At 63.7% G+C, this 13,501-nt stretch carries 11 protein-coding genes and 2 pseudogenes; 4 read left to right on the forward strand and 9 right to left on the reverse strand.

Annotated features, from left to right (window positions below):
• The first annotated feature begins 4 nt into the window (after positions 1-4).
• Positions 5-2,913 (forward strand): annotated as a pseudogene (locus H9K75_RS05850) (valine--tRNA ligase).
• A gap of 38 nt (positions 2,914-2,951) precedes the next feature.
• A complete protein-coding gene (gene galU, locus H9K75_RS05855; RefSeq protein ID WP_187725107.1) occupies positions 2,952-3,839 on the forward strand; it encodes a UTP--glucose-1-phosphate uridylyltransferase GalU in 888 nt (295 codons plus the stop codon).
• Between the two features lie 45 nt (positions 3,840-3,884).
• On the opposite strand, the gene H9K75_RS05860 is transcribed toward galU, so the two are convergent.
• Positions 3,885-4,667: a DMT family transporter gene (locus H9K75_RS05860; protein ID WP_404826432.1), complete on the reverse strand. Its 783-nt coding sequence runs from the start codon at positions 4,665-4,667 to the stop codon at positions 3,885-3,887.
• Between the two features lie 238 nt (positions 4,668-4,905).
• Here H9K75_RS05860 and H9K75_RS05865 point away from each other — a divergent pair, with 238 nt between their 5' ends.
• Both H9K75_RS05865 and H9K75_RS05870 read left to right on the forward strand, forming a co-directional pair.
• Positions 4,906-5,175, forward strand: coding sequence for a hypothetical protein (locus tag H9K75_RS05865; protein ID WP_187725108.1), 270 nt, complete (start codon positions 4,906-4,908; stop codon positions 5,173-5,175).
• Complete coding sequence (locus tag H9K75_RS05870; protein WP_187725109.1) at positions 5,145-6,470, forward strand: aminotransferase-like domain-containing protein; 1,326 nt, start codon at positions 5,145-5,147, stop codon at positions 6,468-6,470. The genes H9K75_RS05865 and H9K75_RS05870 overlap by 31 nt, the downstream gene beginning before the upstream one ends.
• Positions 6,471-6,512: 42 nt before the next feature.
• Here H9K75_RS05870 and H9K75_RS05875 read toward each other — a convergent pair whose 3' ends face one another.
• The 8 genes and pseudogenes from H9K75_RS05875 to trbL form a co-directional block, all read right to left on the reverse strand.
• Positions 6,513-6,740: a sulfurtransferase TusA family protein gene (locus H9K75_RS05875; RefSeq protein WP_187725934.1), complete on the reverse strand. Its 228-nt coding sequence runs from the start codon at positions 6,738-6,740 to the stop codon at positions 6,513-6,515.
• Between the two features lie 37 nt (positions 6,741-6,777).
• Positions 6,778-7,344 (reverse strand): NUDIX domain-containing protein, encoded by a 567-nt coding sequence (locus H9K75_RS05880; protein WP_187725110.1) that lies wholly within the window; start codon positions 7,342-7,344, stop codon positions 6,778-6,780.
• Positions 7,345-7,418: 74 nt separating this feature from the next.
• Positions 7,419-8,324, reverse strand: coding sequence for a cysteine synthase CysM (gene cysM, locus H9K75_RS05885; RefSeq protein WP_187725111.1), 906 nt, complete (start codon positions 8,322-8,324; stop codon positions 7,419-7,421).
• 618 nt (positions 8,325-8,942) lie between these two features.
• Entirely contained in the window at positions 8,943-9,185 is a 243-nt protein-coding gene (locus H9K75_RS05890; protein WP_016452507.1) for a DUF2274 domain-containing protein, read from the reverse strand.
• Positions 9,186-9,192: 7 nt separating this feature from the next.
• Positions 9,193-10,442: pseudogene (locus tag H9K75_RS05895) on the reverse strand (TrbI/VirB10 family protein); the annotation flags it as partial.
• A 2-nt stretch (positions 10,443-10,444) separates the two neighbouring features.
• The gene (trbG, locus tag H9K75_RS05900; RefSeq protein WP_016452509.1) at positions 10,445-11,437 is read right to left on the reverse strand and encodes a P-type conjugative transfer protein TrbG; all 993 of its coding nucleotides are present in this window, start codon (positions 11,435-11,437) and stop codon (positions 10,445-10,447) included.
• On the reverse strand, positions 11,434-12,138 hold the full coding sequence (gene trbF, locus H9K75_RS05905) for a conjugal transfer protein TrbF (RefSeq protein WP_016452510.1): 705 nt from the start codon (positions 12,136-12,138) through the stop codon (positions 11,434-11,436). Before trbF ends, trbG begins: the two co-directional genes overlap by 4 nt.
• An 18-nt stretch (positions 12,139-12,156) precedes the next feature.
• Positions 12,157-13,491 carry a P-type conjugative transfer protein TrbL gene (gene trbL / locus H9K75_RS05910; RefSeq protein ID WP_016452511.1) on the reverse strand — a complete coding sequence of 445 codons (1,335 nt, stop codon included), beginning with the start codon at positions 13,489-13,491 and terminating at the stop codon, positions 12,157-12,159.
• Positions 13,492-13,501 lie beyond the last annotated feature (10 nt).

Here is a 13,501-nt window from a genome sequence, read left to right on the forward strand (position 1 = left end):
TGCCATGAGCGACGACAACAAAATTTCACAACCGGGCCTCGACAGCCTTTCCAAATCGTTCGAACCCGCAGCCATCGAGGCCCAATGGGGTCCCGAGTGGGAAAAGCGCGGCTATGGCAACGCGGGCTACCGTGGCACCGGCGCGCCGAATGCGGAGTCCGTCGCCGAGCACCGCAACTTCTCCATCCAGTTGCCGCCCCCAACGTGACCGGCACGCTGCACATGGGCCACGCGTTCAACCAGACGATCATGGATTCCCTCACGCGCTACTACCGCATGAAGGGCTACAACACCGCGTGGGTGCCGGGCACCGACCACGCAGGCATTGCCACGCAGATCGTGGTCGAGCGCCAGTTGCAAGACCAGGGCGTGAGCCGCCATGACCTCGGCCGCGAGAAGTTCACGGAAAAGGTCTGGGAGTGGAAGGAAAAAAGCGGCAACACCATCACCACGCAGATGCGCCGCATGGGCGACAGCGTGGACTGGAGCCGCGAATACTTCACCATGGACGACAAGCTCTCCAGGGTGGTGAACGAGACCTTTGTGCGCCTGTTCGAGCAGGGCCTGATCTACCGCGGCAAACGTCTCGTGAACTGGGACCCGAAGCTGCAATCGGCGGTGTCCGATCTGGAAGTCGAAAACGAGCAGAAGGACGGCTCGCTGTGGCATATCGCCTATCCGCTGTCGGATGGATCGGGCCAGTTGGTGGTTGCCACGACGCGCCCCGAAACCATGCTCGGCGACGTGGCCGTGATGGTGCATCCCGAAGACGAGCGCTACCAGCATCTGATCGGCAAGACCGTGACGCTGCCGCTCGTGGGCCGCGAGATTCCGATCATCGCCGACGACTACGTGGACCGTGAATTCGGCACCGGCGTGGTGAAAGTCACGCCCGCGCACGACAACAACGATTACCAGGTCGGCCAGCGCCACGGGCTGCCGATGATCGGCGTGCTCACGCTGGCGGCCACCATCAACGAAAACGCGCCCGAGAAATATCGCGGCATGGATCGCTTCGTGGCACGCAAGGCCATCGTGGCCGATCTCGAAGCCGCCGGGCTGATGGTCGAGATCAAGAAGCACAAGCTGATGGTGCCGATCTGCACGCGCACCGGCCAGGTGATCGAGCCGATGCTGACCGACCAGTGGTTTGTGGCGATGACCAAGGTCGGCGAAGGCGACCCGACCGGCAAGTCCATCGCCGCCAAGGCCATCGACGCGGTGGCGAGCGGTCAGGTGCAGTTCGTGCCCGAGAACTGGGTGAACACCTACAACCAGTGGATGAACAACATCCAGGACTGGTGCATCTCGCGCCAGCTCTGGTGGGGTCATCAGATCCCCGCATGGTATGACGAGAACGGCAACTGCATCGTCGCGCGCAACGAGGCCGAAGCGCAGGCCAAGGCACCTGGAAAGAAGCTCACGCGCGACCCCGACGTGCTCGACACCTGGTACTCATCGGCACTCGTGCCGTTCAGCACCATGGGCTGGCCCGAGCAAGGCGAAGCCGCCGACTCGGACTACAACCTGTACCTGCCCTCGTCGGTGCTGGTGACGGGCTACGACATCATCTTCTTCTGGGTTGCCCGGATGATCATGATGAGCACGCACTTCACGGGGCGCGTGCCGTTCAAGCATGTCTACATGCACGGTCTGGTGCTCGATGCGCACGGCAAGAAGATGTCCAAGTCCGAAGGCAATGTGCTGGACCCGGTCGATCTGATCGACGGCATCACGCTGGAGCCACTGCTTGAAAAACGCACGCAGGGCCTGCGCCGCCCAGAGACCGCGCCGACGGTCCGCAAGAACACGCAGAAGGAATTTCCGGACGGCATTCCGGCCTACGGCGCCGACGCTCTGCGCTTCACGTTTGCCGCACTGGCGTCGCTTGGCCGCTCGATCAACTTCGACTCCAAGCGCTGCGAGGGCTACCGCAACTTCTGCAACAAGCTCTGGAACGCCAGCCGCTTCGTGCTGATGAACTGCGAGGGCCATGACTGCGGCCTGCAGGAACACACCAAGGAGCAGTGCCAGCCCGGTGGCGAATTCGAAGGCTATATGCACTTCAGCCAGCCTGATCGCTGGATCTCGTCGCAATTGCAGAAGGTCGAGGCCGAGGTCGCCAAGGGCTTTGCCGAGTACCGTCTCGACAACGTCGCGAACACGATCTATGAATTCGTGTGGAACGAGTTCTGCGACTGGTATCTCGAAATCGCCAAGGTGCAGATCCAGAACGGCAACGAGGCGCAGCAACGCGCCACGCGCCGCACGCTGATCCGCACGCTCGAAGCCATCCTGCGTCTCGCGCATCCGATCATTCCGTTCGTGACCGAAGCGCTCTGGCAAAAGGTCGCGCCGGTTGCGGGCCTGCCGGGCGAGTCGGTGTCGATTGCCCGCTATCCGGAGGCGCAACCAGCAAAGATCGACGAGGCGGCGATTGCCTACGTGGGCCGCATCAAGCAGATGGTCGATTCCTGCCGCACGCTGCGCGGCGAGATGGGAGTGTCGCCCGCACAGCGCCTGCCGCTGCTTGCCGTGGCAGGCTCGGCCGCCGATGCGCAGTTCCTGCGCGACAACGCCGCCGTGCTGCAAAACCTCGCCAAGCTCAGCGAAGCGAAGGTGTTCGAAGACGAATCCGCATGGGCCGCCGAAGCGCAGAACGCGCCAGTCGCGGTGGTCGGCGATGCGCGTCTGGCGATGTTCGTGGAAGTCGACGTGGCCGCCGAAAAGGCCCGCCTGTCCAAGGAGGCAACGCGCCTCGAAGGCGAAATCGCCAGCTCCGAAAAGAAGCTCGGCAACGAGGCCTTCGTCGCCAAGGCGCCAGCCGCCGTGCTGGAGCAGGAACGCGCCCGGGTGTCCGAGAAGAGTGCGACACTCGCACGCATCAAGGAACAACTGGCGCGTCTGGGTTGAGCCCGGTCGCTGGTGTCATTTTTGGAATCGACGAACTCATGAGCAATCACACGCGCGTGCGCAAGGCCGTTTTTCCCGTCGCTGGTCTCGGCACCCGATTTCTGCCCGCCACCAAGGCCTCGCCGAAGGAGATGCTGCCGGTGGTGGACAAGCCCTTGATCCAGTACGCCGTGGAAGAGGCCTACGAAGCCGGTATCCGCGACATGATCTTCGTGACCGGTCGCAGCAAGCGCGCCATCGAAGATCATTTCGACACCGCTTACGAGCTTGAAAACGAGCTCGAAAACGCGGGCAAGGAAGCCATGCTCGATCTGGTGCGCAGCATCAGCCCGCCCGACATGAACTGCCTGTTCGTGCGCCAGCCGCGCTCCTTGGGACTGGGCCACGCCGTGCTTTGTGCCGAACCTCTGGTTGGCAACGACCCGTTTGCCGTGCTGCTGGCCGATGATTTGATGCGCGGTGAACCCGGTGGTCCCGGCGTGATGAAGCAGATGACCACCGCGTTTCACAAGCAGGGCCGCTCATTGCTCGCCGTGCAGGAAGTCCCGCTCGAACAAACCAGGCGCTACGGCATCGTCAAGGGCGAGCCCGCCGGTGGCCCGCTGATGCGCATCGATGAAATCGTGGAAAAGCCCACGCCAGAAACAGCCCCGTCGCGCATGGGCGTGGCTGGCCGCTACGTGCTGACGCCCGCCATCTTTGAAGAGCTGCGCACGCAGCCCAAGGGTGCCGGTGGCGAAATCCAGTTGACGGACGCAATCGGTCGCCTGATGTCGTCCGAGACCGTGTACGCGTTCCAGTATGTAGGCCGTCGCTACGACTGCGGCAGCAAGGAAGGGTTTCTCGAAGCCACCGTCGATCTGGCCTTGCAGCACCCCGACGTGGGATCGAGCTTTCGCGAATATCTGAAGACGCTGAGCCTCTGATTCCGTCTGCGTGCACATCCATCGCCTCATGACGAATGCACGCCGTCATGAGGCGAATTTCTTTGCGCCCGCCACGCACAGCACGACCGCAATCGTCACCACCAGCATCGCCGCACTCACGGCCTCATCCAGCAAACTGGCCGCGAGCGCCAGGCCAAAGAACGGTTGCAGCAACTGCAATTGCCCCACCGCTGCTATTCCGCCCTGTGCGAGCCCGCGATACCAGAACACAAAACCCAGAAACATGCTGAACAAAGCCACATAACCTAGAGCGAGCCAGCCCGGCCCACTCACGTCCTGGAGCGGATGATCGGGCCAGAACCACAACACGGCGGCAATCATCAGCGGCAGCGACAACACCAGCGCCCAGGAGATCACCTGCCAACCACCGAGTGAGCGCGCAAGACGCCCTCCTTCGGCGTAGCCAAGACCACAGAGCGCAATCGCCAGCAGCATGAAGGTGTCGCCGAGCGGCGCGGCGCTCACGCCTTCACGCAGTGCGAAGCCCGCCACCAGCGCGCTGCCGATCAACGAGAACACCCAGAAGGCCGGTCGTGGCCGCTCGCCGCCACGCAGCACTCCGAAAATCGCCGTGGAGAGCGGCAACAGCCCGATGAACACGATGGAGTGCGCCGAGGTCACGTGCTGCAGCGCGAGAGCCGTGAGCAGCGGAAAACCCACAACCACACCGATTGCCACCACCGCGAGCGAAATCCACTGCGAACGCTGCGGCCACGCTTGCCTGCGCCACAACAGGATGGCTAGGGCCTGTTCACACAACGCACGGGGATCGCGTTGTGCAGTCTTGGGATGGGATGCAAGGCGCAGGCTCGAAGCAAGGTAGGTACCTTGCGAGAGACTGCAACGCCGCAGACCGCCCAAGACTGCACAACCCTTCGGGCAAGCCAGGCAGGGCCGCCCCTGCGGCGTTGCATTCCTTGCGCGGGTGCCTACCCGCGCGGCGTCATGCGCCTAGCATGAGCGGTCCTGTCTGGCTTGCGCGACCCCGTGGGTTGTGTGAACAGGCCCTAGAGCCAGCAGCCCCGCAATCGCGGCACGCGCCACGGTGAGAAACATCGGATCGAAATCCCGCAATGCGAGCCGCGTCGCGGGCAGTGAACCGCTGAAGATCACTACGCCCAAAAGGCCGTTCCACCAACCATCCGAACTTGAATTTTTGCCTACCGCCAACACCATTGCATGCCCTCAAAAAAAGATCGCCCGCCTCAAAATCACGGCTGCTCCGGATGTTAATTTCATGATTCAATACAATCAAAATATTGTCATGGATACACTCATCACACAATGGCAGATGCTCGCTACAAGGTCCTGGTAGACCACTTCGCGCAAGAAATCCGCAGCGGTCGGCTTGCCGCAGGCACGCGCCTACCCACGCATCGCAGGCTTGCCGGTCAACGCGGGATAGCGCTGGTCACCGCCACGCGCGTCTATGCCGAATTGCAGGCCATGGGCCTCGTGAGTGGCGAAGCCGGGCGCGGCACCTTCGTGAAGGATTTGTCGCTGCCGCTCGGCCTCGGTGTGGACTACCCTGCACAGGCACCGGATCATGCCGATCTCACGTTCAACAGCCCCGTCGTCGCGGGTCAGACCGCATTGCTGCGTACCGCATTGCGCCGCTTGGCGAACTCGGGTGATCTGGAATCGCTGCTTCACTACCAGCCCCATGCGGGCAGGCCGCATGATCGAAGCGTCCTGGCCACACATCTGCAATCGCGCGGCCTCGCGGTGGATGCATCTCGCCTGCTGTTCGTCGATGGCGCGCAGCACGGCCTCACTGTCACGGCCATGAGCCTGCTTCAACCGGGGGACGTGGTTGCGGTCGATGCGCTCACCTACCCCGGCTTCAAATTGCTCGCGCAATCGCTGCGCCTTGAACTTCTGCCGATCCCGGCCTCGGGCAACGGACCTGATCTCAACGCGCTCGAGACCGTCTGCGCACGCCGCAAGGTGCGCGCCATCTATGCCATGCCGACACTGCACAATCCGCTCGGCTGGGTACTGAGCCTGACACGCCGACAGCGACTGGTCTCCATCGCCCGCAAACACGGTCTGCTGATCATCGAGGACGCCGCCTACGCGTTTCTGGCCGACGCTCCACCGCCGCCACTGGCCGCGTTGGCACCCGAAATCACGGTCTATGTCAGCGCCCTATCCAAGAGCATTGCGACGGGCCTGCGCGTCGGCTTCATCGCCGCGCCCGCACCGATGGTGCACGCCCTTGAGCGCGGCATCCGCGCCACCACCTGGAACACGGCGGCCATCATGACCACGCTCGGTTGCCGCTGGCTCGTAGACGGCACCATCCACAAGCTCGAACGCGACAAACGTATCGATGCCACCGCTCGTCAGGCCATCGTGAGTGAAGTGTTTGCGGGAATGCGGCTGATCCGCCACCCGCATTCCTACTACGTGTGGATACCGCTTGGTGAGGATCTGCGCGCCGATCAGGTCGCAAGCTCGCTGCTGAACCAGCGCATCGCGGTATCAACCGCCGAGCCCTACGCGACTACCGCTTCCGTGCCGCATGCCCTACGCCTTGCGTTAGGCTCCATGCCGCTCGCTCAATTGCGCGCGGCGCTCGCGGGCGTGCGCGACGCGATTGCGTACTGACGCTGACTGAACCTGCGCCTGCTCAACCTGTCTTTCTCTCGATCAACGGCGCTTGAGCACGTGGATGAATTCGTCACCCACGGTCTGCTGTTCGACCAGTTCGTTGCCCGTCTGCTTGGCAAACGCCTGGAAATCCCGGATTGAGCCGGTGTCGGTAGACACCACCTTGAGCAACTGACCGCTCGCGAGCTCCGCCAGCGCCTTCTTCGCGCGCAGAATCGGCAGCGGGCAGTTCAGGCCACGGGTATCGATTTCCTTGTCTACTTGCATATCCATTCACTCTATGTCTGACTTGCTTGCTCGATGCTCAGTTGGACGGCGGCGAGTCCAGCCCGCGACGGCGCTCGGCATTCTCTTCTTCAGTGAAGAACACCGGCTCGTAGCCGCGTGACTTGAGCCAGTCCGCCAGCGCATAACCCGTACCGGCGGGCCAGCATTTGAGTTCGCCCAGATTGACGAAGCGATAGTCCACCAACTCGGGCGAGAGCTTGACCTCGCCTTCGGCGACCACATGGTAGGCAATGATCACCTGATTCATGCGCAGGAATTCGTATGCACCCACGATGGAGCAACTGCGCACGTCAAGGTTGGTTTCCTCCTTGACCTCGCGTGCAACGCCCTCCTGCGGTGACTCGCCCGCTTCCATGAACCCGGTGATCAGCGCAAACATCCTCGGCGGCCAGGCCGCGTTGCGCGCGAGCAGTACCTGCCCGTTCACCTCGACGATGGCCGCGAGCACCGGCGTCGGATTGTTCCAATGCGTCCAGCCACATGCGGGGCAGCGCAGCCGCTCGACCTCACCGCTGTCTTCCAGCAAAATCGTGGGCTCAAGCAATGTCGCGCAATGGGGGCAAAAGCGTGTCTCGTGGTGCATATTGTTGTTGTCGGTTTTTATTGAAAGGTGGCCCGAGTGAATGGCCAGCGGCGAAGCGCAGAGCTAACGCTCGCCTACGCCGGAAAAACGCCCGTGGACAGATAGCGGTCGCCGCGATCACACACCACGAACACGATGGTCGCATTCTCTTCGCGCTCTGAAATCTGCTGCGCCACCACGCATGCGCCAGCCGCGGAAATGCCGCCAAAGATACCTTCTTCGCGCGCTAGGCGACGCGCCATGTCCTCGGCGTCGTTCTGCGTCACATACACCAGCTCATCAACGAGCGATGCATCGTAAATCTTGGGCAGGTATTCGTCGGGCCACTTGCGAATCCCCGGAATGCGCGAACCCTCCGTCGGCTGCGCGCCGACGATCTTCACATTCGGGTTCTTTTCCTTCAGAAATCTGGACACGCCAGTGATCGTGCCCGTCGTGCCCATCGCACTCACGAAATGCGTGATGCGGCCACCGGTTTGCTCCCATAGCTCAGGGCCGGTGCCCTCGTAGTGCGAACGCGGATTGTCGGCATTGGCAAACTGGTCCAGCACCACGCCCTTGCCCTGGCTGACCATCGTATCCGCGAGATCGCGGGCGTATTCCATGCCGCCGCTTTTGGGCGTGAGAATCAACTCGGCGCCGTAGGCCTTCATCGTCTGCGCGCGCTCGATCGACAGATCCTCCGGCATGATCAACACCATCCGATAACCCTTGATCGCCGCCGCCATCGCCAACGCAATCCCGGTGTTACCCGAAGTCGCTTCGATCAGCGTGTCTCCGGGCTTGATCTCGCCACGCTCCTCGGCCCGCCGAATCATCGACACCGCAGGCCGATCCTTGACCGAGCCCGCAGGATTGTTGCCCTCCAGCTTCCCCAAAATCACATTGCCGCGCGCGGCACTCTGTTGGGCTCCGATACGCTGCAAGGCAACCAGTGGAGTGTTCCCGATTGCGTCCTCGATGGTGGGGTAGGAATTCATACCCAATACTGTGCCATAATTCATGTCTTCGCGAGTTCACGCACCCAACAATAGCCCGAGTGGTGGAATTGGTAGACGCAGCGGACTCAAAAATAGGGACTTCTACGTAGTTCTTGCTTGAGGTCACTGCCTGCCAAGCCGCATGGGACAAGGGATTGAGTGATAAATCGCCTCTTGATCGAGATGCCTGCATTTCGAGCCAGGAGTCAGCTAGGAGCCAGGACGATGCAAGCTGGCTCCCAGTGAGGAGTAGATAGTTGAAGTAGCATCGTGCGTCATGCCCGAGTGGTGAAATTGGTAGACGCAGGGGACTCAGACCAAATTTGAGCCCTCCGGGGAAACCCCAGAGGTGAAGCCCGTCAAACTCGGCGAAGGCCCTGGACGCAAGTCCGAGCTAATACCGAGCCAAGCCCTGGAGCCGAAAGGCTCCTCGGAAGGTGTAGAGAGCAGACGGCGGGCACCTACGGCCGAAAGGCTATGGTGAAGGCGTGCTCCAGCCCACGAACGCCGTTTCTTCGGAGACGGCGGCGGCGAAAGCCGAAGTGGGAAGAAAATCCCCCGCCGCAAGGCGTGCCGGTTCGATTCCGGCCTCGGGCACCAATTCAAGAGCCGCCTCTGTCAAGCAGAGGCGGCTTTTTCGTTCTTGGTCTGCGTGCGCTTGAATCCTCGATCCCCCGCCATGAAGGTTTCCAGCATGTACGGGATCAGCATCGTGGCATCGACCGCCTCCCCATACGCCTGCGCGTACAGCGCGGCATAGCGGTCAAGGTCGGCTTTCAGGCTGACCGAGCACGCAAAGGTTAGCTTCGTGGACTCCAGCTTGGGCAGCGGCCCCAGCCGCAATTTCTTCGTCGTGCTCATCGCATCGCCCCCGCTGGAAGAACATCGGCTGGTACGGTCGCAACACCAGATCGCGGTTGACGATGATCCGCACCGGCAGGCCCGGCCGCTCCGTCAAGGTCGGCTGAATGTTCATGTTGCGCCGGGTCATCTCCTGGCCGACCTGATTGATGCTGTCCTGCGCGCTGTCGCGCCCGGCAATCACGATGCGGTTGCCGTTCTGCCGGTTCTCCGGCGCGGCCAGCTCCGCGCCCACGCCCAGCAGTGTCGTCAGCGCCGCACCGGCAAAGACGCGATCCCAGTGCCAATCGACGCCATCCTCCAGGCCGGAGTAGCCGGCCGGGTCGGCGCCCGCGAGGTTGTCGAGCTTCAGCGAAGACGTATCCGGCAAGATAATGCGGTTCCACACCACCTGCACGCGGCTCTGCCCATAGCTCATCTGGCTGTTGTACTTGCCCATGAGGCGCGAGCCCTGAGGGATCAACAGAAACTTGCCCGTGGCCGAGTCGTAGACCGGCTCCGTCACCGTGCCAATCACGTCGCCCGGCAGGTCCGACTTGATGCCTGTCACCAGCGCCCCGGCGATCACCGTCCCGGCCATCATCTGGTACGGCGAGGCTGGCATTTGCAGATTGCCAGAATTGCGGGTTTCCGTAGAACCGCCTTTCAGGAAAGCCTCTTTCTGGTCTTGCCGGTTCTGCACGGCGGTCGGGTCGGCAGGCTGGGCAGCCGTCGAGGCCGGCCCAGCGGCCAGCGGGTCGAAGCCCGCCAAGGTCGATGCCGGGCCAGCCGCTTGCGCAGTCGCTGGCGCTGCGGTCTTGCCGGGCGTACCAGAATGGAAGAACACCGAGGAAGCCGCTGCCGCTTCGGCTTCCTTGCGCCGAGCGTCCTCCGGGTCGTGGCCCGGTGGCGCATACGTGGGTGTCACCGGCTGCTGCGCCTTCACGATGGCAGGGCCGAGATCGCCCGGCAGCGGCGGCCCCAGCTCCGGCACCTTCCGCAGCTTGGAGTAATCCGAAGGCAGGCCATCCAGCCCCTCGGACTTCGAGACGCGATCCACGTTGTAAAGCTCGGTCTGCTCGCCTGCGCCGCGCCGATGTGGCTGCAATGACCAGATCGTGGCCCTAGCACGGCGACCGACAGGCCGCCCGTGAGCATGGCCAAGGTGCGCCGATTCAGGCGTGTGACCGGGCGCGGCTGGGCGCGCAGCGCCACCGCCTCGGGCGCGACCTTGCCCGCCTGTGGCGTGCCAAGATCGCGAGTGTCGTCCTGGCTCATGGTCAGTTCCTCCGCGTGCCACCGGAAACGCCATCGGTGCGCTCGATCCGCACCACATCGCCCTTGTCTCCGCCCAGGCGCAGTTCGGCCGCACCGAACAGGCGATCCACGATGTAATACGGCGACCGAAAACGGTAGTTCACCAACTGCCCGTCGCCCTGCGCGCCGATGACGAACAGCGGCGGCAGCTCGCCCTGCGCGATGCCCGGCGGGAACTGGATGTAGACCTTCCCGCCGTCATCGAAGGCGCGCAGCGGCTTCCACGGCGGATTGCTGCCGCTGACCGCGTAGCGGAAGCGGATCTTCTCCAGCGACAGGCCGCTATCGACCGGCGCGACGGCGCTGGCCGCTTGCGCCTGGCGCTGCAGGGCCAGCATCTTGTCCTTCGGGTACTCCCAGGACAACGACGCCATCCACGTCTTCTCGGTCGAAGTCAGCTCCAGCAGGTAGGTGCGCCGGCTGGTGGTGATGACTAGGTTGGTCTTCAACCCCGAGCGGATCGGTTTGACCATCACATTGACGCGCAGCGCATCGCCGCTGCCGCTCGACGTGTCCCCGACGATCCAGCGAACCGTGTCGCCAGCAGCCACCGTCACCAGCTCCTCACCAGGCTGGAGCGCGATCACCGTCACGCGGCCCACGGCCGCATAGACCTGATACAGCGCGCCATCTGTGAAGGGCCACACTTGAATCGCGTTGACGTAGCCCTCGCGCGTGGGCGCAATACGCGCCTCGGCGTTGGCGCGAGACACGCGCACGGTTTCATCGGCGGGTTCTGCGACGGACTTGGCATCCGGCACAGGTTTCATCTGCGCTGGCATCGGCAGCACCTGCGGCACAGCCACTACCTCCACAGGCGTAGGCGGCTCCGGCAGCGGCTGGGCCTGCACCGGCTCATCGAGCGAGATGGACGGCGGCGGCTTGCCCTGCGTAGCGCAGCCCGTGAGGGCAAGCAGCATGATCGGCAAGGCGGATTTACGGAAAAGATCATTCATGGTTTTGCTCCTTCGTTCGCTTCCAGTTCGCGGCTCCACGACAGCCCGTTGGCGTAGATGCCCAGGGGGTTTTTGCGCACGCGCTGCTCGGTGCGCGGCGTCTGCTGCACGATGGACACCACGGCGTTCCAGCGTTCGGTGCGATCCAGCGCGCCGTTGACGAAGCGCGTCTCCGTCCAGCGCACGTTGAACGACGTGTCGCTGGCGCGGGTCACGCTGCTGATCTGCACCGTCACCGACTCCTTGCCGATACGCGCGAACGGATCGTTCACGCGGGCGTACTCGTTGAGCACCACGGCGCCTTTGTCGGTCGTGTAGTCATAGGCATCGAGCCAGTTCTGCCGCACCACGATGGGGTCGATGGACAGCGAGCGCACCAGACCGATGAAGCGGCCGAGGTGGTAAGCAATCTGCGCATCGCTGGGCCGGTACGGCGTGGCCGCTTCGCCGACAGCGCGCACCTGACCCGAGTTGTCCACCTCGATGACGTAGGGGGTGACGATGGACTGCGCGGAACGCCAGACCAGGCCACCGGCCATCAGTACGGCCAAAGTGAGGCAGCCGAAGGCCATGAACCGCCAGTTCTTCGCCTGTACGCGGGCCGAGCCGATGCGCTCGTCCCAGGCCTGGGCGGCGGATTGGTACGGGGTAGCAGGCTGCGGTGTGTTGGCATAGCGCACCTGCGGTCTTTTGAATCGCATGGGAGTTCTCCTTCAAGATCAGGAATCGGAATCACGCAGGCTTGGCCCCTGGCTGGAGCTGCCGCCGTCGCCGCCGCGCAGCGTGTGGGCGGCGGTCGTCGCGGCATGGGTGAGTTGCTGCCTGCGGTGCAGGCGCTTGGCCCAGGCGGGTTGTTCGGCAGACGGAGCCGATCCGCTAGCGTCAGGGTCGGCGTGCGCGGCGCCGGAGGCCGGCGCGTCATCGGGCCGAAAGGCCGCCGCCATGCGTTCCTTCATCGACCGCGCCCCATCGGCGACTTTCTGCCCGGCCGCCTGCGCGCCGGTCTTGGCAACATTGCCCACGCCGGCGGCGGCACCCTTCAGGCCGCCACCGGCCGAAGTGGAGCCCGCCTGGTACGTCGACTTGGCGCTGCTGGCGGTCGATGCCATCGAGCGGGCGGCGGCGGGTGCCATGCGTGCCCCGGCCGCCACTGCGCTTCCGACGCCGGTAGCCGCGGCACCGACCGCCACGGCGGTTCCGGCTGCGCCGATGGCAGCACCGGCCATCGCGCCCGCGCCGAGCTGTGGCCCACCGGACACCAAGCCTGTCGCAATGCCCGGCCCAAAGATGCCCAGGGCCAGCATGGACAATGAGGCCAGCATGATGACCAGCGCCTGGTCGATGGACGGCTCGGAACCGGGCGGTATCCTGAATTCGGCGAACAGCCCTGAGCCGATACCCACGACGACGGCGAGCACCAGCACCTTGATGCCCGAGGACACCACGTTGCCCAGCACCTTCTCGGCCATAAACGCTGTCTTGTTCCAGAGGGCAAACGGCACCAGCACGAAGCCCGCCAGCGTGGTCAGCTTGAACTCGATCAACGTGACGAAGAGTTGCACCGCCAGCACGAAGAAGCTGACGATGACCACCAGCCAAGCGAGAAATAGCACGACGATGGGCGCGATGTGGATGAAGACCTCCGGGAAGCCCGCCATCTCCCGGATCTGGTCGAGGATGGGCGCCGCTGCGTCGATACCGGCCTTGGCCAACCGTCCCGGCTGCAGGAAGTTGCCCATGCTCAAGGTCGAGCCGCTGGCCGTCAGGCCCAGCCCGGCGAATGAGCGGAACAGGATGCCCGCCAGGGTGTTGAAATTGCCGATGATGTAGGCGAAGGCACCCACGTACAGCACCTTGCGGATCAGCTTGGCGATCACGTCCTCGCCCTGGCCGGTGGCATGCCCCATCGCCCAGAACAGCCCGGCGAGCGTCATGTCGATGACGATCAACGTTGCGGTCAGGAACGCCACCTCGCCATGCAACAGTCCGAAGCCCGAGTCGATGTAGCGCGAGAAGATGTCGAGGAAGCGGTCAATGACCGAAACGTCGTTCATGGCCTGGCTC

Source organism: Diaphorobacter aerolatus (assembly GCF_014489535.1).
In the GTDB taxonomy this organism is placed as follows: domain Bacteria; phylum Pseudomonadota; class Gammaproteobacteria; order Burkholderiales; family Burkholderiaceae_C; genus Diaphorobacter_A; species Diaphorobacter_A aerolatus.